Here is a 23,868-nt window from a genome sequence, read left to right as displayed (position 1 = left end):
TAGCATAAGTGTTAGTTCCCAGTGAAATGGTTTCTTTTTTGGTCGACCTAGTTCAAATACCAGACCAATATTTCTCCTTCCCGACATTCTTTGTACAAACGGCATGGACCCACTGTCTGTTCCCCTGTCCAATAATTAATCCAGTTTCCTTTTGGCAGATACACCTGCCTTCCTATCACTCCTTCCTCTAATACCGGTGCCACTAAAAGCCGGGAGCCGAACATATACTCATTGTCCACCGCACAGGCTTCCTTATCCTCCGGCCAGTCAATCACCAGTGCAGCCATGAGAGGGCGGCCCGTATCTGCGCTTACCTTTGCTTCCTTAAGAATATAAGGCAGCAGCCGCTCCCTTTCCTTTGTGTACCTGCGGCAAATGTCAAGGATCTCCGGCCGGCCGGTTACCCTGGCCATGTTCCACGGGCTTCTGTCGTTGATTTTTTCTTCCGCAGCGGCCAGAAGTTCGGAAAACTGGCCGGAAGCCGGTTCTGAGTGCCACTGCATGACCGGGGCAAAGCAGGCCAGACAGAAGGATCGCAGGTATAATTCGGCGGAAGGCAATTTTCCTGCAAAGCCTGCAAGGTCAAAGCCCCAGAAAACCAGACCCGACAAACCCGCGTTTAAGCCCGCCGTCACCACATGGCGAAGTTCAGCCCAGGTGGACTGCTGGTCCCCGGCCCAGTGAATCGGCGTAGTCTGGGCACCTGTGTAGCCGGCCCTGGAAAAGAGAATCCTCTCATCTCCTATAAAGTCTGTATACGCCTTAGTGTAAACCATGGAATAACCATTTTTCATTTGGCTTCCGATCCGCCCGTCAAAGAAGCGGGCGTCATCGTCATATACAAACTCTCCGCCGTCGGTCTTAAAGCCGTCCACTCCCATGTCAAGTAGATATTGCCGTTTTCCAAACCACCAGTCACAGGCCGCCGGATTGCTGAAATCCGGTATCATGGAACCGCCGAACCAGCGTCCTTCCGGTATCAGATAGGGGGAGCCATCGGCATTGGTGACAACAAAGCCCTTTTGGACCGCTTCGGCGCAGTCTGCCTCGTGCTCCGGACAAGTTCTCCCCGGCTCCAGCTTTTTCAAAACCGGAACCTGCCAGAGAATAAGGCGGATTCCCTTATCGTGAAGATCCCGGATCATTTTTTCCGGATCTGGAAAACGCTCTTTGTCAAAGCGGTAAAAGGTAGCTTCATCACTCCAGGCTTCAATCACCACCACAGAGGGCTTCATCCCCTGCCTGATAGCCTCTTCCACCATTTCCTCCACCACCTCCTGACGATCCCAGCGGTTAGCAGACATGAAAAGGCCAAAGGCCCAGTCCGGTGGCATCCTGGGCCGTCCCGTGAGTTTAGTAAATTCTTTCAGAACCTCTAAAGGCTTCCCCATAAATGTCCGCACTTCGTATTGGTCCGGAAGGGTAAAGACAATCCCTTCATCGGTTTTTTCCGTAACAACCGTAAACTTTTCCAGTGTATCCACGTAAAGTCCGCCGCCCCCGTCTGTTAAAGCAAAGGGAATGGGCAGATAGGTGGAAGCCCCCTGATTGGTAAAGGTTTCATATACGTGGTTTTCCCGGGCAAGGCCCTCCTGATTCAATGCGTCAAACCGTTCTCCAAATCCGTAAACAGACTGACCGGCAAGTAAATATTTCATCCTTTCACACCTCCTACCTGTAATCCTGCTGCAAAATACTTTTGTGCAAAAGCATAAACCACCAGAATCGGAAGCATGGAAACCAGGGCTCCCGCCATGAGTAAGTTGTATTCACTTTTGTACTGTCCGTTTAAGGAGCTTAAAATAATTGGCAGGGTAAACTTTGTCTTTGTGGTCAGCATGACCAACGGCAAAAGATAGTCATTCCATGCGTCCATAAAGCATATAATTGCCAAAGTGGCCAGACTGGACTTGCACATGGGGCAAATGATCCGTACAAAAACAGTAAAAACTCCCGCGCCGTCAATGGCTGGCGCTTCTAAATAGACGCTAGGAATCGTCATCATGCGCTGGCGCAGCATAAACACGGCAAACACCTTGAACACGCTTGGCAGCACCAAAGCCCCAAGGCTATCCACCAGTTTCAGCTCTCCCATCAGTAAGTAAAGGGGAATGAACAGCACCTGCGAAGGAATCATCATGGTTGCAAGGTAAAAAAGAAAAACAGCGTTTTTCCCTCTAAAATCCAGTTTTGCAAAGGCAAAGGCCGCCATGGAAGAGCTTATAATCGTCACGACTACGGAGCTGATGGATACCACAAGGGAATTAAATATGGAAACGGTCAATCCCTCTTTGCTGAATAAATCCGAGAAATTCTTTAAAGTCGGATTTCGGGGTATCCACTGGATGGGCAGAGCCATGATCGCACCGTAGTCCTTAAACGAAGTAGACAGCATCCAGAAAAATGGAAGCAAAGTCACAACCGATAGCAAAACAGCCGTTAAATGGTATAAGACTCCTGGTACCGCTTTACGTATCATAATATACCCACTTTCTTTGCAGCACGTTCTGCAATGCGGTAAAGGCAAAAATAATAACAAACAACACCCAGGACCAGGCCGCTGCATAGCCCATTCGGCCAAACTTAAAGGCGTATTTGTAAATCCGCTCCACCATAACCATGGTGGCCCCATTGGGCCCTGCATCGCCGTTCTTGGTCATGACCATGATCTGGGGGAAAAGCTGAAAGGCATTGATCAGGGACAGCATGATAACATAGAACAAAATCGGTGACAGCAGAGGCAGGGTAATGCATTTGAACTTATGGAAATATCCCGCCCCGTCAATGTCAGCTGCCTCGTAGTACTCCGGATTTATAGCCAAAAGACCGCTAAGCAGAATCATTCCGTAAAATCCCATATCCTTCCATACACTGGCCAGGACTATGGAAGGCATTGCCCATACCTCGCTTTGGAGCCATAAAGGCCCCTTAATCCCCAGGCTTGCAAGGACATTGTTAATTGGTCCGTACTCCGGACTCAGCATCCATTTCCAGATCAGTGCTCCCGCCACCCAGCTGGTCAGCACCGGTATGTAATAAAGCATCCGGTAAACCGGGGCAATGCGGCTCTTCTGCTGAATGATAAGGGCAACCAGTAAGGAAAACAGCAGAACCAGCGGAAGGTACAGCAGAATGAAATAGGCATTATGTCTCAAAACCGCCCAGAATTCAGAATCTTTGACAAGCTGGGAATAATTGGATACTCCTACGAACTTGTCGCCGACAAATTGGAAAAACCCGTGGAACAGCCTTACCCTGCTCATGCCCGACCAATCGGTGAAGCTAAGCATCAGCGAGACAAAAATCGGAATCAGATTAAACAATACAAGGCCGGCTAAACTGGGCAAAAGAAAGAGAAAGGCCTTTATCCCCTGTTTTTTATACATTTCAGTTCCCTCCTGTCAGGCACAATAAACGTCACTCCAAGTTGATCTTTTGTTCCAGCTCCGCCTGACACGCATCCAGTGCATCTTTAGCGGAAACGTTCCCGGAAATGGCGTTGTTTAAGTGCTTTGTGATAATCTCCTGCATTTCAGACTGCTGTTTTACCACCGGAGGTGTTACCAGATAGTCCAGAGATTTAAACACAGCTTCCCGATTCTCCGGCGGAGTGACTTTTAAATAGAAATCCAATACGTCTGAATAGGTAACAGGGGGCAGCTCCCAGCTTGAATCCACGCGGATCTGCGCTGCTTCCTTACTTCCTGACAGGAAAGCAGCCAAAGCGGCGGCGGCCTCAGGATTGGCGGTTTCTTTGTTTACCACGTACGCATTTGAGAAAAAGTGAGTGGCTTTTGTCGTATTGCCCGGTTCCATTGCTACGTCCCAGGCAAAATTGCAGTTATCCGCAAAGTCACCGAACGCCCAGATTCCGGTTATAATCATACCAAGACGTCCTGATTTAAACAAATCCCAATCGCCCATACCACCCATTTGTGCATCTGAGGGCATAATATTGCTGTCCTTCACCCAACCGGACATAATTTTCAGTGTTTCCACATTTTGCGGTAAATTGACCGTAAATTTCTTGCCATCCTCGCTTAATAAGTTTCCGCCATTCTGCTTCACCCCTTTGTAAAATTCATGGAAGCTTATGGGACGGTACAAACCGTAGGTGTCCTGGGAAAGGGCGCGGACTTTCTTTGCAGCCTCTAACATCTCCGCCCAGGTCCAGTCATCGGTGGGATATGCAGCTCCTGCCTTGTCAAATAAGTCCTTGTTGTAAATGAGCACCACGTTAGAGAAGGAATTTGGAATTCCAAGCTGCTTTCCCTTGTACTGAAAGGCTTTCAAAGCGGTTTGATTAAAGCCGGAAGAATCCCCCATTAAACCGCCCACGTCCAGAAGCACGTCTTCCGATGCATAGGCTACGAAATTCTCAAAATTCAGTTCAAATACGTCCGCCGCACTGCCGCCGACGACCTTGGACTGCAGCTGAGTGAAATAGTCGTCATAGCCAAAGCTTTGCAGTTCCACCGTGACGTCCGGATGCTGCTCATTGAATTTTGCAATCATCTTTTTCAGTGCTTCCTCAGACTCACCGTTGCCGGAAAACTGATCCAGCCGAATTGTAACGTTTTCTCCGGAAGCGGGCTTTTCTGCAGTATTGGAATTGCAACCGGAGAGCAACACTGATGCACATACCATTGCACTTACCCACCATATACATCTTTTTGTTACCTTCATCATCATAAACTGCCTCCCTAATAGAATGAATGGATATTGCTTCGTTTTCGCACAAGGATCATCGCACCGATCCTCTTTCTACCAAAGTTAATGGAAATACCCTGTTTTGTAATGTGTGGTTCTCATTGATCAGAAGCTTCACCGCTTCTGCGCCTTTTGCCGCCACATCCTGATGTATGGTGGTAAGAGGCGGATCACAGGCCTTGGAAAGGAGGGAATCGTCAAAACCTATGACGGAAATATCCTTTGGAACACTTACGCCCTTCTCCCGCAGTCCAATACATAAACCAAGCGCCAGAATGTCCGCACAAACAAACACCCCCTCAGGCCGTTCGTCCAGTCCCGCCAGATATTCTCCCATCTCACAGCCGTATTCAAAGGACACCTCTCCCGACAGCAGCAGGGACTTCGCTGCACTCATTCCGTACTCTTGCAGGGCCTTTTCATACCCTTTATAACGCAGGAAATTCACCCCACTATCGTTAACATGCCCGGTCACGTGTGCAATTTTTCTTATTCCCTTTTCCAACAGGTACTTCGTAGCCATGTACCCGCCCTGCAAATCGTCCACGCTGACCCTGTGGAAGCCGGATGCTTCGCAGTAACTGTCCACCAGTACCACAGGGATGTTTAAATTTTTCAATTGGCGGCATTCTTCGTCATCATTCATTCCCACTACGATCACTCCATCTAATCCCCTGGTTCTGGCCACCTCCGCATAAGTCCGACCGGATTCAGCACCGGATATCATAATGTGATAACCGCTTTTACGGGCGGTATACTCTGCCGCCGACATGAAATCCCCGTAAAAGGGATTGGAAAACATTAATTCCTTTCCTGATTCCGTCTGGGGAATCAGCACTCCTAATAAGTTACTTTTGTTGTTCACCAGGGTCCGTGCAGCCAGATTTGGAATATAACCCAGTTCCCTTATGGCGTCGTTTACCCGCTTAATCGTTTCAGCGCTTAAGCTTTGGGAGGGCGTATTATTAATCACATAAGACACCGTTGCAATGGAAACCCCCGCCAATTCAGCCACATCCTTTAAACCGGGACGCTTCATAAAACCACCTTCCTTTTTATCCCTTTTTCTTTTCTTCTGTTTCTATTCTTCCGCCTTTTTCGTCAATGACTGCCAGATACCGCTTTCCTTTTATAAAAAAGTGAAACGATAAATGTTCCCAGTCCTTTGGAAGCCTGGGAGACAGCTTTGGCTTGCCGTCCTTTCCCAGCGACAGTCCCGCGAAACCAAAAACCACTGCCTGCCAGGTAGCGCCTACTGCTGCCAAATGAATACCTTCCCGTCCTGTATTCTTCATCCGGTCTTCCAGATCCAGAAACAGGCTTTTGTCAAAATAATCACAAGACTTCTGCTCCAGGCCTAAATAAGCAGCCGCCCAGGCATGAATCCCAAAGCTTAAGCTGGAATCATGAAGTGTAAGCGGTTCGTAAAAGTCCCATATAGCCGTTTTCTGCTGTGCTGTAAACAATTCCGGCTTTAAGACCATGAGCAGTACCAAATCCGCCTGCTTTATCACCTGATACCTTTGGAGCCAGTCGAAATCGTACTGATGGTAAGATGCACTTCCGTCCTCGGCCTTTTTCCCGGGAAATTCTTCCAGCCGGAGGAAATTGTCATCCTGTATGTATAAATACCTGTCAGAATCATATTCCACCTGGCTTTTTTCTATGATGTCCTGCCATTTTTTCATTTCCTCAGCGCCGGCTTCTGCTTCCTTTCTCTGGACCGCCTCCAATGCCAGCTTAAAATTATTGCGGGCAAGAAGTACTGTATAGGCATTGTTTCCCGAAACGCCGCAGTATTCATCGGGGCCCTTAACAAAAAGCAGGTTATAAACGTCTTTTCTTTGGTCATAGGAAAATCTTCCGGCCCAATACCTGGCGGTTTCCACATACAGCTGTGCCGACCGGCGCATTAAAGTTTCATCTCCTGAAAACTCTAAGTAATTTTCAACAGCATAGGCCACGTCTGCGGTAATGTGAATCTCACAGCGCCCGATGTCCCAGCTTTGGCATTGTTCTATACCGCCTATGGAGCACATCCATGGATATCTTGCTCCCGGCAGGTTCAGTGCCTTAGCGTTCTTCTTTGCATCAGGCAGGGTGTTTAGGCGAAACAGGATCAAATCTCTTGCAGCCTGCGGATCCGTGAACAGATAAAATGGAAGCAGGAAAATATCCGTATCCCAGAAGCAGCAGCCCTTATACCGTCCATGGGTCAGACCCCTTGCACCAATACTGACTGTGGAATTGCCGTAAGGGCAATTCTGAATAAGCTGAAATATGTTGTACCGCAGAGCGGACTGAACAAAACTCCCGTTTCCTTTTTGGGTGACCTGTATATCAGCCTGCTCCCAGTGGGATCTCCAGGCAACCTCGCTGTTCTTTAGCAACTCTTCAAAGGAATGGTTGATAACGTGGGGATATAAGTCCTGCCCAACTTTAGGAAGTGTCTGCGAACCCTCGGAAGCTGCTTCCGGATCTTTAATAACTGCTTCCGTATACAGTATCTTTTCGATCCTCACCATTTCCCCTTCTGCCAGAGGAAAGTTCAGTTCTTTCGCAGGGCAGCCAGTCACCGAAGCGTCCTTAGCCGTGCCCTTGCTCTGAACCATGCGGGCAGTAATGGCTACCTGCAGGCGGCCGGATGCTTTGCTGTCAGCCTTTAAAAAACAGTAATTCTCTCCAGTCTCCGTTTCTGAAACAGAGAGCAAGGACACGGTATCCAAGTTTTCCTTGGTCTGGTCGTCATCTACAGGCAGGTTCACGGTATTACCGTCTATCCCCATGATAACTGTCACATCTCCGCTGTAGTTTAAGGCCGTAACCTCCAGAGAAAGAGCCGACACGTGTTTGTTATCCATGCTGATAAAACGGGAAATGTTGATTTGTGTCTCTCTTCCTTCCTGATCTTTCCACACCGACCTTCTTTCAAAAAGGCCGTTATGCATATCCAGGGATTGGGAAAAGGATAAGTAATCCCCGGTCCCCAGGAAAAGCTGAAAGTGAAACAGATCCGGCAAATTCACCATATCCGTAACACCGGGACTGATATATTCAAAGCCTCCTGCCAGATAATTGCAACGCTCGTGGTTTTTTGCTCCATCTATGTAAAAGGCACAGCGGGAACCCAGATAACCGTTTGCCTGGCTGAATATGTTTTCCAAAAGCTTTGGGTTCTCTCTTCCCTCACAGCTTATCTTCCATGGCTCATATTGAATCATGTTCCACACCTCCCTCACTTAGCCCTTCCATTAAGCAATAAGCCAAAAATCCGGCACAGGTTGCAAATGCTGCTCCCGTGGTACATTCACCGGTCATTTCATCCACACTTTCACAGGCAATTTCATTGTCCATGGAAACCCTGCGCAGAAAATCTAAAGACGCTTCCTTCCTGCCGCTGATCAGCCCGTTGGCAACACTCAGTATCCAGGGATGGGGCGCATGGGGACAGCCAATATCGGAAAAAGGCTTTCCCGCAAAAGAATATGCATAATCCGTACTCCGCAGGATCTCAACTGTGTTCTGCCAAACGGGGTCTTCCCTGGTACAAAAACCTAAAAAGGGCAAAATCTCCAAGCTTCCCGGCGGTTCGTCATATACATTCCAGTTTCCTTTTTCATCAACGGACCAGACAAATATCCTTTTTCCCTGATACTCCTTAATGCAATGGGTGCAAATGGCATGAAACAAATCTGAAGCTTCCTCTTTCAGCCACTTAAGCGTTTCAGTAGACCATAAATTCCGGTACAGTTTTTCTAAATCCCGCAGACAACGCCAGGTCAGAACATTGTCATATGTGCCATAGGGATAAACCCGCATATCGTCTGTTGGCTGTAAAAAGGTTTCATACAGATGAAGTGCTTCACTTCGCTTGGTCTTTAAAATCGATAGGATTTTTCTTACTCCTCGCTCAATGTGGCTTTCCTGCAAACAAGCAGTCTCTCCTGTAGCATTAACATAACGGCTAAGAGCCATTATGGGAGCACACAGTTCATCCAGTTCAAAGCCCGGTTCCAGCACTGTCCCGTCTATGTAGCGGCTGTGAATGCCAATTTGTTTCATCTGACGGGTAAATACGTAATCCAGAAGTTCCTTTGCATACTGCGGATCTGCCTTCAGTATGGAAGGAAAGCTCCACAGCAGGCTGTCCCTGTCCCAATAGGCTGCGCTGACGTAATATCTGGGGCTTCTGGAAGTGACCATAACCACTTCCTCCGTATCCATGGTCATACCCGTGGCAAAAAAGAAATTGAAAAACAGGTTTCTGTTTAACAGGGAATCCACATCCGGCATGCCCACAGTTTTCCGTCGCTTACGAAGCCAGCACAGAGTTTCCTCATAAACCGCATCAAAGCTCTGCCGCAAAAGCTCCTTAGCCGCCGTGGCCGCAGAAACCTCTTCAAAACCCACTCCCCAGAAAATTTCAAGCACCGCCGATTCACCGGATTTTAACCGGCAATCATGGGTCCCCTTGTAGGATATTTCCTCTCCCTGTTCAAATTCCCATTTCACAGGCAAAGCCGCCATGGGTGCAAATGCCATAACCGGCATTCCAATGGACAAATCAAAGATTGGGCCGTCATTCCAGACGGAGCTGTATATCGTTCTCTGCCCCACAACCGTCTTATCCTCGTTAACGCTGTGAGTCACTTTTCCCCAAGCCCCGCTGAAGCCACAGGAAATCTCCCGATCTTTACCGGAATGATTCGTGATGGTCAAGCGTATGGCAAAAGCCTTCTGACCAATGGGCGCCAGAAAAATTCCCTCGGTACAAATGCCGTCCTTCTCCGATTCAAACCTGGGAATCCAGTCACATTCCCGCTTCCATTTCAAATCACAGAGCAGGTCTCCTTCCTCCGCCTGCACAAACGGCCGCATAAGAGGTTTGCTTTCACCGCCACAAAAAGCCAGCATCCCTTTGTAACCCATATGCAGCACCGTAAAACTTTCTATGGACGCTGTGGCCTGGTTCAAGGTCGGCAGGCTGACAAATTCGTTCCCCGTAGGTATATAGCAATCTTGCATAAAAAACACCTCCCTGATTTTCACTGAAACGTTTAAGTAGTTAGTAAAAAAATTTTACATTGCTATTGTATAGTAATTATATACTGCGTTTCCATTTTTTGTCAATGCATTTTAGTAATTTTTTCTCAATTAATACATTCCTGAATAGCAACATATTCTCTTACAAAGCATATTCTGCGTAATTCTATCCTTTAAGTTTTTGGACATATCCACTTCTCTGCCTGAAATGTGACTCCTCTTTGTTGGTTTTATAAATCTATCATAAAAACCGCACGTTTAGAACAAGATCGAACAGTCATGGGATTAGGATAGATCCATACTCGTGAGAAATCCTATCATACATCCAAACCAACAGAGCAAAATCTTCATAGGCAACATCATTACGAAGTCATCCCTAGGGTCCATCTATAAATTGATAAGTCTATTGCAACACTATCTAAATAATTAAAAAACGGATTTAAAATTAAATTGCAAAATTATGCTGGCAGTAAAGTCTTGGCTTTTATAGTTTCTATAGTAAAAATGAAAAGTTAAAAGAAGAATTGCTGGAAAAATCAGATTGGATTTATAAATATTAGTTCAATTGTGTATTTTGAAAGAGCCAACCTTCCATTATGATGAAAGGTTGGCTCTTTCGACATAGTTTCTGAATCTGCAGATCCCAGGGCATGTATTCTTCCGGTCCCAGTTACGTATTGGCATTGACCATATCTTAGTGGCTTTAAATATATAAAAATACAAACACTTTAATAAAGTTCCGTCACTTGGAAACACTTACCGTTCAATCTTGACCATACGGTACATCTGCTGCACTCCTACGGCTCTGATCCTCAAGATGATAGACCGTCATCAGCTCCTGCCAGGTCATGCATATGCATTTCATATGCTTTTGAAACAGCTTTAAATGCATTGATTCTCCCATGACCGGTATAATTATCAAAACCTTTAGCGCCAATGTCATCTGCAGTATTTCGGATTATTTCTTCGACTTCACTTGCTTTTAGTTCTGGAGCAACGGAAAGCACAAGTGCTGCAACTCCTGCAACATGCGGGGTCGCTGCAGACGTACCGTTAAAATCTTCTACGTAATTATTAGAACTATAGCCGTCCTTTTTCATAATATCAGTTGTGAAAATATGAACACCCGGGGCTGCTACATCAACTTCCGGACCATAATTACTACCCCACCAATATTCGCCGTCTTTACTTGTCTTACTTTTTCTTTCTCCATACTCATTACATGCTGCAACAGTTATAACATTATTTAGACTACCAGGAAAAGAAACACTGCCATTATCATTGCCAGCTGCAAAACAAACAACGCAGCCTTTTCCGTTTCGGCCATTTCGTTTGGCATAATTTATTGCATTTGTAATTGTTTGGCTGTCTTCTCCGCCTCCCCAGCTGTTACTAAGGACATCCGCTCCTCTGTCCACAGATTTAATAATTCCATCTGCAATTTTTGCATCATCAGTAACCCATAATCTTTCGCCTCCTTCCATAACTCCATATGCAATTCTTATCCCCATTATTTTACATTCCGGAGCCACGCCGGCGATTCCTTTATTATTATTACTTTTTGCGGCCGCTATGCCTGCACAAGCAGTTCCATGGGCATCAGCACTTTTAGGAGTTGGATCGTTACGCTTGTAACAAGCATCATACCCGGTTACCAGTTTATCCGATACATTTAAATCTTCATGTTTGTAATCCACACCTTCATCAATGATAGCAATAATAATATCTTTATTTCCTTTCGTAATTTCCCATGCTTCTGAAATATGGATGTCTTCGCCCGCAATTCCTCCAGTTTGCCCAGTATTGTTAAGAGCCCACTGCTTGTTTACATATGTATCATTACTTATTGCTGCCATAGGCTTTAGCAACCGAACAAAATTAGGTTGTGCATATATTACCTTATCACTTTCATGATAAGTATTTGCCATCTCCAATGCACTTACTGCTTTACCTTCTGTGGTTTCCACAAGATAAGAATTCTCCTCCCAATTAATATTTTCGATAATTTTAACATTATTAGAATCATTAATTTTATTAATTTCTTCTCTTGTTACATCTGGTTCAAACTGGATAATAAACTGATTTGTAAGTATCATTGGTGTTTTATCTTCTGCTTCTAATACCAGAAAATCATCTTCTTGCTGATTTTTGCTTGAAAATGAAGTAGTTTTAGAAACTTGACTTATTGTCTCTAATATAATACCATTTTTTAAATCAGTCATTTTAGGTTTTAGGTTAGAGGTTAAAGATTTGTATTTACTTTCCATATAACCATTATCTTTAGATGCCCGATATGATTCAGATTTTTTTAAGGTTATTTTTTTTCCATTGCTCCAATAATTAAATTCCATAATAATTCTCCTTCTATTATTTTTTGAATTTGCAAATTCAATAATAAGAAAGAAAAATTAATCATATTTGTAAACTTGAAACGTTTCTTTAAGGTCTATGAAGCAGCGGTTGGTTGGGTACCCTGGAATTGCCTACACATCGGTAGGCCGCAAATTTTCTCTTTCCGATTCAACATGTTGCGAAGATATTTATCCTAATGTGGGTATCGGTATAATGTAGAATTTTAAGATATGAATAATTTTGAATTCAATATTGGAGATTTTATAAATGTTAAATACGGTGAACTCTTGTTACAATACATTTTAATTGAGCCTGTTTTCAGTCTAATTAAACAATTTATTTATTCTAATTTTAGCCTTGTAGAAGCGGTTATTATCTTCTTAATTATCGATCCTACAAGGATTCTAGGGGATTGGGGCTAGAAGACTTCCACGATATTTTAATTTGCAACGATAGGACTCAGATAATGTTACGATCAACAAAATCAAAACAGGTAAATGGTACCTTAACAGGCTAACCTGCCACGGTACCATTTACCTTTAGCAACATAAAGTATAATTTTCTAAATGATTCCTTACTAACGATTCGCCAGTTTCCTGTTCATATCTTCCCATGTTACACCCTTTGCGCCATAAGAACCATCATATGATAAAGGAAATCAGAAATCTCATATTTCATTTCTTCAGAATTGGATTTTTTTGCAGCGAAAATAATCTCCGTCGCTTCTTCCTCTAGCTTTTTTTTTACTTATCAATACCTTTATCAAAAAGTTGTTGTTATAGGAGACTTGCTTTGGATTTTCCTTTCGGGAGTATCAAATCAGTGTGTTCTCCTGATTAAGGTATGCCATCATTATAGATTTTATACTTTAAAGTAGTTCTATTATCTTCTGGTTCTTGTAATAAAAAATTAGATTTTTGTATGGATTTGTAATTTCAAGTATAAACTCCCTCTTTATCTTTGAATTAAAAATGGACCAAGGCCCACCCCTCTGTTAAAAAGTTAATTTATTCTGTCCGTAGCCACCCAGCAGGTTTTTTGTCTGTACCAACATAATAACATCCATCTTTGTTAGTCATGCTAAATCTCTGACGTGGCTTTCCATACACATTTTGCTGTATAACTTCGATGTCGTTTTCCGTAACCTCAGTTATTATAGCAACATGTCCATATTTCGTATCTGTAAACACGATCAGATCATCTTCTTTCGGAGCGACATTTCCTCCATTATAATATTGGAGTAATTCTCTTTGCACATTCATCTCTCCCTGTTTCGTACTATACGAAAAGTAGTCTTTTGCATTACCATATAAATCAGGCATTTTATGCCCCTTTGCTTCATAATAGAATCGCTTTATAAATTCTACACACTGCCAACTGCGTCCATAGTAGTAACCATCATCACTAAAATGTTTGCCATATGATTTTGTATAAAAATAACCGATTAAAACAAGTATCCTTATTTTTTTCATATTAATCTCCATTCCGCGTACCTTCGAGCGCGGTACAAATAGTCATGAAAGTTTTTCAATTACCACTCTGTGATGTAAAATAACTAGTAAGAAGCTATACTACAAAGCACGGTGTCCTTCCATTTTTTCTGGATTTTTGACCTGAATAATATAACTTTCATTCTTATACAAATTTATCTTTAACGATATCTTTTATAAACACCCTGTTCTAAATCTGAATGATTGAATCCGTAGCAGGAACTTTTTCCGTCAAAATTTGTATCATTGTATGAAAATGGAATCTCCAACCACCATTTATATATTTCCAAGACGTTTTTTTCATTTTTACTCAATTTTCCTTTAACTATAAAATAGTTATTATATTCTTCATATTCATAGGAATGTATATTTTTTAAAATTGTATCAAAAGAATATTCTGGTAAATTTCCTTTTAAATCTATGGGTATCTTCTTTTCATCCTCTATCAAATACCATTCCAGAGATTTACCGTTCCATCTTGGTTCTATTTTATAATAGCCATCCTTTTTAAGATAATAATTACCCTCAGAGTTCTCCATAAAAATATCATAATAAACTGTTGGATGATAATCTCCATTGATTAAATCATACTCATCCAGACAATCCTTAGGATAATAAAACCTTTGTTCCGGGCGATACTCCTTATATCCATAATCCCTTTTTACTGGCTTTATTATCTCCCAGTCTTCTACGTAAAAAACAATCTGATCTACATATTCTGAAAAATCTTTAATTACATAACCCTTTACCAAAAACTTATTCTGCTCTGAACCCATAAATATGTAAGACAATTCTTGTCTTGGATCTTTTCCCAATAATGCTATAGGTTTTTTTTCTCCATCTTCCTCATAAAAATATTGTCCTTCCATTTTTTCTGGATTAGTGACCTGAATAATATAACATTCATCCCTCTTCACCATTCTTTTTGCATATCTCATTTCTATTGCCGGTAATGCAATTGGAAGAGAATTTGCCTCACGGATTTTATTTCCCACAGAACATAAAAGAATTAAAATCATTGCTAATAAAAATACATAAATTCCATTCTTTATTATCCTTTTCATTCATTTCTCCCCTATTTTTTTATATTTTGCTACTACAGATATCCATTATACCGGTCACTGTATAAGTGTATGTTAAGAATCCCCGTGGTTCTCCCCATGTCCCTACAATGATTTTCCAATCATCTCCTCTATTGTTAACCATAGGATACTGCAATGAGCCTTTATCCGCATATCCATATTTCTTACCCGCCTTATCCAGCCTTTCTCTATCAATTTTTCTACTTTGCTTTTCCTTCCATTCTTCCGATGTGTCAAATATTTCTCCCACTGTTTCTGCTCCCTTTTCACCTGTAATATATCTGGCTATTTTCTCTGCCTTCTCTTTTGATATTTCCTTGAGTCCGTTGATATAATCAGAAACTGCAGGATCAGGCATACCACCAGGGAGATTGAAAGCCGCATTTATTTCATCCATGGTACTGTTGATAAATATATAGTTCGATCTGGCATTTTGAAAAGCATGGCTAATCCCTATTGTCTTATCCGCCCATAGTTGGGCAAAACGAAGTCCATTTTTATCTGCAGTCCCAGCATTACATGTATAGAAATAAGTTTCCATATTACCATTATCAAAAGCTTCAGATAGTAAACGGTCTATATCCGATTGCTTAAAATTAAGTATTGATTCCAAATTCTCCCCAGTTTTAGAATATTTATTCATTTCATATCCAAATGATAATTGATTCTCTGCTCCACCAGTATACAATGGTGTTTGTCCATGACCAAAGACAGACATATATGATATTTTATTTTTTTTTCTTCCTTCACTTTTCCCATAAATGCTTTTAAAATTAATGTAATTAATAAGCTCGTCATTCTTCTTAATAAGCTGAATTTTTATGCCCAAATTTTTAGCCGTTTCTTTAAAATGTTGATTATCATTGCCACCAATTTTATACAGTAATTCTGAATAATACACCAGCCATGTAATATGATCTGGTTTTGTCCCTTTCTTAATCCTTACATTTATATCATGCAAAGCCGCTTCTATAAATTGATATATAAATCTACCTTCCGCTTGCAACCCAGAAACTATAATTTCCTCATAATTATTTTTCTCCTTCGCTTTTTTATTTGGTGCGCCAGTTGTCACTTTGTTCAGACTTGTACTAAAACCAATGACACATTTTCCATTATCATTCATCTCTATATTTATTTTTCCTACCTGAGGCGAACTATTAATGACACTCAAATAAACCTCAGTAGAAATTCCATTCATACTTTCCGCTTTATAAACCTGAGGTTGTGAAGCAAGCATCGATTGGTATGTAGAATTGTAATTTCCCGGTATCCATATTTTCTCTTCTTTTGTTACTGTTTTATTTAATTCCTGCTTTGCATTCCCTTTTATCTTGATTGCCTCTCCATTAAAATTAAGCTGATCCACTAAATTAAAATATGTTTTTCCCATTCTGCCTCACTCCTATAGGATTTCTTCTAACTCCCCCATATGCTCACCATATAAAATGACAAACTGCCTCTCTCCTGCCCATTTCTTCACTTCCAGATCTTTTATCAGCGCGTCTCCTAATACCTTAAAATACTTCAGACCAACTCTCCAATAATAAGAAATGAAAAGTCTTCTCAACACTTCTACTTCATGAGATTCAACCCGAACAAACCTTTTTCTAAGCTCTTTCTGCAAAAAAGCCTCGTCTTCTTCTATATTCTGATATAGAAAATACAGATGCCAATACATACTTTTCCTTTTCTCATCTGCAAACAACAATTGATTAAACAAATTTATTTCATACTCATAAGTTCCCGTAACCAGACTGCTATGAAGATAACTGATTCCAAGAAATAAAACTTCTTCCTGTTCTCCTTCCTCTTGCTTATAAGCGGTATCAGACAGGAGATTTTCAATGATGCTATTGCAAAAATCCCTGATAATCTCCTCTTGATGTTTTTGAAAAAACGCTTCCACCTGGTTTTGTTTCTCTTCCAATCGCTTTTCCCATAACGGAGTTGCATACTCCCTCAATTTTTCTATGTCATTCATCCCTTTTTCTTTCTTCTACTAATTTAATTTTCTATTTTCTGACCTGAATCAATTGGATATATACAGCCGCCTCCATACTTACATACTAAAAATGATTCATTAGTAGGAATGCTGTGATACGTTTGATCCCCGATATCCCAAACCAACATCTCTTTCTCTGTTCCTTGCCACACCTGTGATAATTCCATCATACATTCCGGGCCATAATCAGAGATCTGCTTTCCACTGATACTCTCATTGGCTGGAATAACCTTCTGCTTTTTTTCAAGCCCCGGATTTCCAAAAATTTGCGGAGCATGGCATACTCCACAGGTTCCTGTTGGTCTGTCTTTATCTGTCAGCACTTCATCGCATCCTACATAGGTAAAGCTTGATGAACCCTTCTTTAGCTTTATTACTTTTTTTCCATATTGACACGCCACCAAAGCCCCATCTACCAGAAACTCTTTATAGATTTTACTTTGATCCATACCCTCAATCTCACGCATCATTTTCTCTATGCGCATATCTTCCTCATTGTGGTCTGAGTATTCCATTCTTTTGTTATCTTGAGCCTCCTTCATGCACCAGCCCCTCCTTTATTAAGATTTGCCTAATCTATAAAAAATGTTCTTTCGTTGTCAAAAAGATACTTTTTGCTATATCTTTCCAATCATCAGCTTCATCAAATAAACAGTTAAATGTCTCCTGTAGAATTTTATTTTTTATAGAAGTCATGCATACCAGATTATATATCTGTACATCAATACCTGAGCTTTTATAGGAAAACATTTTAAAATACTGTTCTTTTTGTTTTTCTTCGAAGACCTCCAATATTTTTACTGAAGAATTTACCTGCTTTAAAACTGCCTGGAACTGGTTCGCAATTTCATTTATTCTCTCAGGTTCTCCTCCCGGTATATCAAAAAGATTAAATGTAAAATTAATGGTGCCATCCAGACTTGTCTTTATAATCTGCGGTCTGAATTCGGAAGGGTATTTTACCGCTGCGATAGCAGACGGCATATCAATAAATGTAATCGGCAGCATAATATCTACCTGATTACGAAACAAATATTCTGTTTTGAACTCGATCAATTTCTTGTTTACATAAATTCCGGTATCCAATGTTGTATGTTTCTGTTCCTTTTGGTTCTGTCTCATTTCCAAAACTGCTTCATCGAAGTATGGCAAGCTTAAACCTCCTTTTTTATCCTATGATTCCCTTTATCTCATCCGATGCTTTTAAATCAATTCTTTCTGCCTTTAACCGCACCTTCTCTTTTGCTTCTATTTCAATCTTTTTTCCGCTTCCGATATATATTCCTGCTTCATCTTCTAATACCAATTTATTTTCTTTTTTTGACATCTCCAGTATACAGGGATAAAGCTTTATCTTTGCACTATCAGAAGTTTGCATTATTCGATTTTGATAATGTTTTCCATAATTATTTTCTGCCCCGTCCCTATGCAGACATACCTTAACCACTGCCTCTCGTTCATCATAAGATGGCATAGTCAAAAGTACAGGACTCCCCTTTTCAGGCATTGCATACATCATATTCCCTGTCTCTGGCCTCCATGGGTACAAATAGGCTCCATTCTTTTCATCACCATCTATCTCCAATTGAACAGCCACATTCTCCCCGACAACCTGTTCTACTATTCCATATAGCTCCCGGCCGGTTAAGTCTTCATTGTATATTACATTCTGCCTAATGGCAGATTCCTCACTAAGCGTATAGGTAAACAGCATCTCTCCCCGGTCAAATTCTATTATTCTTTTATAGATAACCAATGTTTTGCCCTGAAATACCGTTTTGTCTCCAATCTGATAAACCTCTTTGCTTTTTACGATATAACTTTGTTGACTTGATTCAAGCTCTATCATCATCTCATAAGAGTTCTTAAAAAATATTGGTATCTCTATTCCCTGTCGCATCCCTAACCAAAACGCCGGTTTCCCTGTAAGCAGATCGCTGATCACAGATTTACCTAAGTGACTGGCAATCCGTTTTACAAACTCCCAATCTGTTTCCATGTATTGAATGAGTGGTTTTAATATTTTCATGCTATTCCCACATGTTATAATTATATTAGCCCCTTGTTTAACCGCTATTTCTTTAGAAATATCAGCATATGTCATCTCCGTATCCTGAAAGGATCTCTTTTTTCTTTCAATATCTAATTTCCACGTTGCTGTTATTCCTTCTACACAGATCTGAGCTGATCTACCTTCAAATGTAATTTCATAATTCTTCACTAATCCATTAAATAGTACCTTTTCTTCTCCCTGCCAATTTATTTTCAATTCAATGGGCGATTTCAGAAAAAGTTGATTTGGACTTTTCAATGCTGCTTCATAGGGAATTTCTCCTTTTAGTCTTAAGCAGCCATGTTCATTTACTTCCCATTTAGCAGTTAACCCAATGACTTTACTCAACGGTATTTCTATATTTGTTACTAAATATTGGTTGATCCTTAACTCCATAATTCTCCCTTCTCCTAATGAAGGCGAACATGCATGCCTTCCATTGATATACCATCGCTTATATTAATTGCTGAATCCCCTTGCTTTAAACGGAGTTTTGAAGAAGCATTCATAACTATATCCGCTGTTTTGCTGGTTACAGAAATTCTTTCGCCCGCCTCCAGCAACACAGAATAATTACTCTTCATTCGTATTCCTTTTCCATCTGACAATTCAACAGATATTCCACAATTATTTGTAAGAAGTATGTAGTCTGGAGCCAGGCAAATTTCCTTACCCTGTCTATTTTTGAATATCTTTTTTTCCGGCATCGTCCTTTCATCACTATATTCATGCACCGCACTGCTTACATAAGCATCAGAAGCTCTCTCTGACGGAAAGCGTAAATGAACAGTGTCGCCGCACTCTGGCATACAATACCAACCAGTTCCATCCGGTGACGAATAAACAGTAGAAAAGGGAAACCATTTATAACCGGTGGATTCTCTGTTTTCATCCTCTGATACACTGATCTGAACCATATCGTCCTTCACTGATTTAACACTACCCCTTAATGCAGCTCCTATTATCTGCTTATTAAATCTTCTTTCCTGCATTAGTGCCTTTTGGGATTTTAGAAAATATGTATGGTATAATTCCTGTCCTTTCATAGATGATTCTATGCGATAAATAAATAATTCTTTTTCTAAAAAATCTACACAGGCGCCAATTTCATAAATTTCTCTGCTTTCTACCTCATAATATCCGCTTTCTTCTTCATCGATATAAATTGCCTGTAGTTTCTTTTTCTCAAACTCCGCCAGATCTCTGCATATTTTATAGGAAACAGTCTGAGTCATTGTTCTTTTTTTCCACTTTGGCAGACCAAAATAGTATTTTACTCCACCTGTCTGGGTATCAGGCACTACTACTGTATGAAGATAAGACGCAAGCCGCTTTATAAAAGTCCAGTCAGTTTCTTTATACTGCATAATGAATTCCGGTATCGGACTTTCTTTTCCACAGGTCATGATCATATTGCCATTGTCATAGAAATTATTGCAGGTCTCTAAAACTGTACGATAAGTAATTAAAGTATCCTGAAATGTTCTTGTATGGGCCGATCTTTCCATCAAGCATGTACCTGTCTTTACTTCAAGAGTCATAACTGCAACACCATTTTCTACCTTAATGTCAAATATGGTTAAATACCCAAACAATAAAGTATAACATTCACCATTCAATTCTGATGCAGTAATTTTTACAGTTTTAATATTTCTGGCAGTTTTAATATACTCATCCAGCCTGGCTATTGGTATAGCTCCTGTAATTTTAACATTGGCATGCTCGTTTACCTGTTTGATACTTTGATAATCTATCACTCTCATTTCATTGAATGGTTCTACTTCAATTTTTTCTGCTCTCATATTTTCCCCCTTCGCTTAATATAACTTCCTGTAATCCGATTCCTACAGCATTTCTTCTCAATATACTCTCTGCAAAATCGAGACTGACTATGGTATGCCTATTTTCTTTATATTTCACTCAGAAAATATTCCTTCCTTCTACCCATGCCGGGGTTTTAATTTTCTCAGTGACAATAGTTTCTCTGCCTTTTAGATTAATTAATTCAATATCACTGCTCTCCTCCATAACTGGTAAATAATACTGCTTTTCTAACTTATTCTTAATATCCAAAAGTATGATTTCTCTGAAAACAACTTCATCTCTATACAGTCTTATTACTTCTTTTATCATTGGTGAAACCAATAAAAAGGGAAATGATATGATATCTGTAAAAATAGTATTTGGAGATGAAGTGATCATTAAAACCTTTCTTCTCGGCAGCTTTTGGTAAGTCTCCCAGTTTATTAAACGAACTTTTATTTCTTCATACCAGTTCGTAATCTGGGGGGAGGTCCTATATGAATCATTAACACTTATATCAAAATATTTCATAAAACTACTCTCCTTTAATTTTGTATATTTTATAGTCTGAAATTTGTTGTCCTTACCTAATCAGGATCATTTAAATAACGGGTATAAATACTGCATCTGCTGGTTACTCCATGATCTTTTTCAATCAATATCCTGCCCCTTTCATATCTGTTACTAATTTTTTGCCTTATTATCCCTTTTTTAACGATATGTATCTACTAAAAATTATCATCTTACGACATTAATTTCAACCCAAGTGCCAAAATTGTACACGTTGGCTTCCGAAATTGTACATCGCGTTTAATTTAATCATGTAATCAGGAGTTAAACCAGTATCCATATACAAAAATCAGTTATTGTATATTTTTCTATATGCATTGATAAAATGCTATTATAAAAAAACAAACAAATTAATTAATAATAGCCCGCGGCCCTAGAGCTATACTCATTGTAATCCCGTGAATATACGATTATAATAATTATACAAAATCTGTACATATATTGCATAGCAGACCACGCACCAATCGCCTATTATAGGAATTACGGAGGAACGACACATGAACAGCAGTAAAACTTTTGATGATGTAATACAATACCTTGAAAAAAGCATATCCGACGGTTCTGAAATCGATTATAACGAGATTTCCAAAATAGCCATGAGCCCGGCAGCTTTATTCCAGCGCATTTTTATATTCGTATCAGGTATCAGCATTGCCGATTATGTAAGAAAACGCAGATTAACATTAGCTGGATATGATTTAAAAAACAGTAATATTACCGTTTTGGATGTAGCGATTAAGTATGGCTTTCACTCCCATTCTGCCTTTTCACGGGCATTTAAAGAGCACCATGGAATTACACCATCAGAAGCCAAGTCTGATACTGATAAACTGAGTAATTATCTTCCGATTAATTACCTGGAAATGAGATTTATAGGAGGGAAACGGATTATGGCAGATATGAAAAAGATAATTTATAAGGAAACAAATGAACGCCTGATGGTAGGTCTGGGTCGAGAAACATCATTTTTTGAAGCAGGGAATGTATGGAAAGAATTTTTTGAAGGGGATGCAATCGAAAAACTGGGTTCTCTTTCTGATTCAACATGTTGTGATGATATAGATCCCAATGCGGGTATCGGTATGATGTATAATTTTGAAGACATGAATAATTTTGAATTCATTATTGGAGATTTTATAAATATAAACACCGAAATTCCAGAAGGTCTGACCGCAAAACATGTTCCCGCAGGTTTAACTGCCCACATTCAGATTGAAGGAAGCAATGTTGCAGAAATACTTGATTCCGCATATTTACTAATCACGGAAGCCATTGAGAAAACTGGTAAACAAATTGATCAGGAACATTTCTACTGGTGTGAAGTATACACAAACGAACGTTATTGTGAGCCTTTAAACCGGGGCGAAAAGGTTATTATTGATTATATACTTCCAGTTATATAAAAGGTAAATGGTACCTTAACAGGGTTAACCTGCCAAGGTACCATTTACCCTTAGTGATTCCTTACTAACGATTGGCAAGTTCTCTGGTAATATCCTCCCAGGTCACTCCCTTTTGCGCCATCAGAACCATCATATGATAAAGAAAATCGGAAATCTCATACTTCACTTCTTCGGAATCAGGATTTTTCGCAGCGATAATAATCTCAGTCGCTTCTTCACCCAGCTTTTTTAAGATCTTATCAATGCCTTTATCAAAAAGGTAATTGGTATAAGAGCCTTCCTTAGGATTTTCCTTTCGGTCAAGAATGACTTCAAAAACTTCTTCAAACACTTTTAGCGGATTGGAGTCCTGGTATTCTTTCTTTACCAGTTCCTGATAAAAACAGCTTCTGGAACCCGTATGACAGGCAGCCCCAATCTGATTTACCTTGGCAAGAAGGGTATCGTTGTCGCAATCCAGAGACAGTGATTTTACATACTGATAATGACCGGAAGTTTCACCTTTCAGCCAGAGACTTTGACGGCTTCTGCTGTAATAAGTCATCAGTCCGGTTTTTAATGTTTCTTTAAAAGCTTCCTCATTCATATATGCCAGCATGAGAACTTCACCGGTCCGGTAATCCTGGGTAATAACAGGAATCAGTCCGTCTCCGTTTAATTTAAATTCAGAGAATTCTATGGAACTTTCAAATGTTTCCACTGGGATCCCCTGTATCTTTAATTCCTGTTTTATCTCCATACAGCCAGTTTTTCCATCAGAAATGCCAATGATTCCTGCAATGTTCTCTCTTTTTAAAGCATCTGCCAGGAAGAAAGAATCGTCACTAAGTCCGGTAATAATAAATACCTCTTCCCGTGCAGATACTTCATCAAGTCCATTTTCTGAAAGAACACCAGCTCCTAAAATCATAGCAGAGGCTCCCAGCTGTGCGTATTCTTCTGTATGAGACAGATAGGATATGTCGGGTAAATATGCATAAATCTTATCGTCTCCAAAACGGTCAGATGCTTCCTTCATCATATCTACATTTTCTTCCAGACTCACATCAAGAAAAGCCGCTTTGGCACCAGCATACAAATATTTTTTTACATCCTCCAGACGTTTTACCTTTCCGCCTGCAAGGACAGGAATATCCGAAACTCTTCCAATCTCTTTCATCAGACCGATGGTGCGCTCATGATCTGCTTCCGTCTCTGAAATGTCATAGAGAAAAAGTTCATCTGCGCCATTATCTCCAAAAAAGCAAGCCAGAGAAAGAGGACGTTCCTCATAACAGACGGATAAATCATCAAGTCTCCATGCTTTCCCTTCCCGTATTCCGAAACCTGCAATTAATTTTTTACATTCCATCATATT

19 protein-coding genes and 1 pseudogene are annotated in these 23,868 nt (G+C 40.6%); 1 reads left to right on the top strand and 19 read right to left on the bottom strand.

Going from position 1 to position 23,868, the window contains the following annotated elements:
• Positions 1-47: 47 nt before the first annotated feature.
• From BXY41_RS07610 to BXY41_RS07520, 18 genes and pseudogenes are all read right to left on the bottom strand, one after another.
• Positions 48-1,658 carry a glycoside hydrolase family 31 protein gene (locus tag BXY41_RS07610; protein ID WP_104436219.1) on the bottom strand — a complete coding sequence of 537 codons (1,611 nt, stop codon included), beginning with the start codon at positions 1,656-1,658 and terminating at the stop codon, positions 48-50.
• The gene (locus BXY41_RS07605) at positions 1,655-2,479 is read right to left on the bottom strand and encodes a carbohydrate ABC transporter permease (protein ID WP_104436218.1); all 825 of its coding nucleotides are present in this window, start codon (positions 2,477-2,479) and stop codon (positions 1,655-1,657) included. The genes BXY41_RS07610 and BXY41_RS07605 overlap by 4 nt, the downstream gene beginning before the upstream one ends.
• On the bottom strand, positions 2,469-3,386 hold the full coding sequence (locus BXY41_RS07600) for a carbohydrate ABC transporter permease (protein ID WP_104436217.1): 918 nt from the start codon (positions 3,384-3,386) through the stop codon (positions 2,469-2,471). Before BXY41_RS07600 ends, BXY41_RS07605 begins: the two co-directional genes overlap by 11 nt.
• A 31-nt stretch (positions 3,387-3,417) precedes the next feature.
• Positions 3,418-4,692 carry an ABC transporter substrate-binding protein gene (locus tag BXY41_RS07595; RefSeq protein ID WP_242980081.1) on the bottom strand — a complete coding sequence of 425 codons (1,275 nt, stop codon included), beginning with the start codon at positions 4,690-4,692 and terminating at the stop codon, positions 3,418-3,420.
• Between the two features lie 52 nt (positions 4,693-4,744).
• Positions 4,745-5,749 carry a LacI family DNA-binding transcriptional regulator gene (locus BXY41_RS07590; protein ID WP_104436216.1) on the bottom strand — a complete coding sequence of 335 codons (1,005 nt, stop codon included), beginning with the start codon at positions 5,747-5,749 and terminating at the stop codon, positions 4,745-4,747.
• Between the two features lie 16 nt (positions 5,750-5,765).
• Positions 5,766-7,931: a glycoside hydrolase family 65 protein gene (locus BXY41_RS07585; RefSeq protein ID WP_104436215.1), complete on the bottom strand. Its 2,166-nt coding sequence runs from the start codon at positions 7,929-7,931 to the stop codon at positions 5,766-5,768.
• Positions 7,918-9,735: a glycoside hydrolase family 125 protein gene (locus tag BXY41_RS07580; RefSeq protein ID WP_104436214.1), complete on the bottom strand. Its 1,818-nt coding sequence runs from the start codon at positions 9,733-9,735 to the stop codon at positions 7,918-7,920. Before BXY41_RS07580 ends, BXY41_RS07585 begins: the two co-directional genes overlap by 14 nt.
• An 830-nt stretch (positions 9,736-10,565) precedes the next feature.
• Positions 10,566-12,104, bottom strand: a complete 1,539-nt coding sequence (locus BXY41_RS07575; RefSeq protein WP_104436213.1) for a S8 family peptidase — start codon at positions 12,102-12,104, stop codon at positions 10,566-10,568.
• 578 nt (positions 12,105-12,682) lie between these two features.
• Positions 12,683-12,913: pseudogene (gene hisE / locus BXY41_RS27465) on the bottom strand (phosphoribosyl-ATP diphosphatase); the annotation flags it as partial.
• Positions 12,914-13,112: 199 nt separating this feature from the next.
• Complete coding sequence (locus BXY41_RS07560; protein ID WP_170072255.1) at positions 13,113-13,577, bottom strand: CHAP domain-containing protein; 465 nt, start codon at positions 13,575-13,577, stop codon at positions 13,113-13,115.
• A gap of 179 nt (positions 13,578-13,756) precedes the next feature.
• Entirely contained in the window at positions 13,757-14,659 is a 903-nt protein-coding gene (locus tag BXY41_RS07555) for a hypothetical protein (RefSeq protein WP_104436210.1), read from the bottom strand.
• Between the two features lie 19 nt (positions 14,660-14,678).
• The gene (locus tag BXY41_RS07550; RefSeq protein WP_104436209.1) at positions 14,679-16,070 is read right to left on the bottom strand and encodes a hypothetical protein; all 1,392 of its coding nucleotides are present in this window, start codon (positions 16,068-16,070) and stop codon (positions 14,679-14,681) included.
• A 12-nt stretch (positions 16,071-16,082) separates the two neighbouring features.
• The gene (locus BXY41_RS07545) at positions 16,083-16,661 is read right to left on the bottom strand and encodes a hypothetical protein (RefSeq protein WP_104436208.1); all 579 of its coding nucleotides are present in this window, start codon (positions 16,659-16,661) and stop codon (positions 16,083-16,085) included.
• 23 nt (positions 16,662-16,684) lie between these two features.
• Positions 16,685-17,224, bottom strand: a complete 540-nt coding sequence (locus BXY41_RS07540) for a hypothetical protein (protein WP_104436207.1) — start codon at positions 17,222-17,224, stop codon at positions 16,685-16,687.
• 34 nt (positions 17,225-17,258) lie between these two features.
• Positions 17,259-17,834 carry a hypothetical protein gene (locus BXY41_RS07535; protein ID WP_104436206.1) on the bottom strand — a complete coding sequence of 192 codons (576 nt, stop codon included), beginning with the start codon at positions 17,832-17,834 and terminating at the stop codon, positions 17,259-17,261.
• A 16-nt stretch (positions 17,835-17,850) separates the two neighbouring features.
• Positions 17,851-19,131: a hypothetical protein gene (locus BXY41_RS07530; RefSeq protein WP_104436205.1), complete on the bottom strand. Its 1,281-nt coding sequence runs from the start codon at positions 19,129-19,131 to the stop codon at positions 17,851-17,853.
• A gap of 14 nt (positions 19,132-19,145) precedes the next feature.
• Entirely contained in the window at positions 19,146-20,537 is a 1,392-nt protein-coding gene (locus BXY41_RS07525) for a phage baseplate assembly protein V (protein WP_104436204.1), read from the bottom strand.
• 118 nt (positions 20,538-20,655) lie between these two features.
• Positions 20,656-21,069, bottom strand: coding sequence for a hypothetical protein (locus BXY41_RS07520; protein ID WP_104436203.1), 414 nt, complete (start codon positions 21,067-21,069; stop codon positions 20,656-20,658).
• 536 nt (positions 21,070-21,605) lie between these two features.
• Between BXY41_RS07520 and BXY41_RS07515 the strand changes: the two genes are divergently transcribed.
• Positions 21,606-22,511 (top strand): helix-turn-helix domain-containing protein, encoded by a 906-nt coding sequence (locus BXY41_RS07515; protein WP_104436202.1) that lies wholly within the window; start codon positions 21,606-21,608, stop codon positions 22,509-22,511.
• A 64-nt stretch (positions 22,512-22,575) separates the two neighbouring features.
• Here BXY41_RS07515 and hisIE read toward each other — a convergent pair whose 3' ends face one another.
• Positions 22,576-23,865: a bifunctional phosphoribosyl-AMP cyclohydrolase/phosphoribosyl-ATP diphosphatase HisIE gene (gene hisIE, locus BXY41_RS07510; protein WP_104436201.1), complete on the bottom strand. Its 1,290-nt coding sequence runs from the start codon at positions 23,863-23,865 to the stop codon at positions 22,576-22,578.
• Between the last annotated feature and the right edge of the window lie 3 nt (positions 23,866-23,868).

It is taken from the genome of Lacrimispora xylanisolvens (genome assembly GCF_002934545.1).
Classification (GTDB): Bacteria; Bacillota; Clostridia; order Lachnospirales; family Lachnospiraceae; genus Lacrimispora; species Lacrimispora xylanisolvens.
Note: the sequence above shows the minus strand (reverse complement) of the source record. Positions and strands in the feature narration are given on the sequence as shown.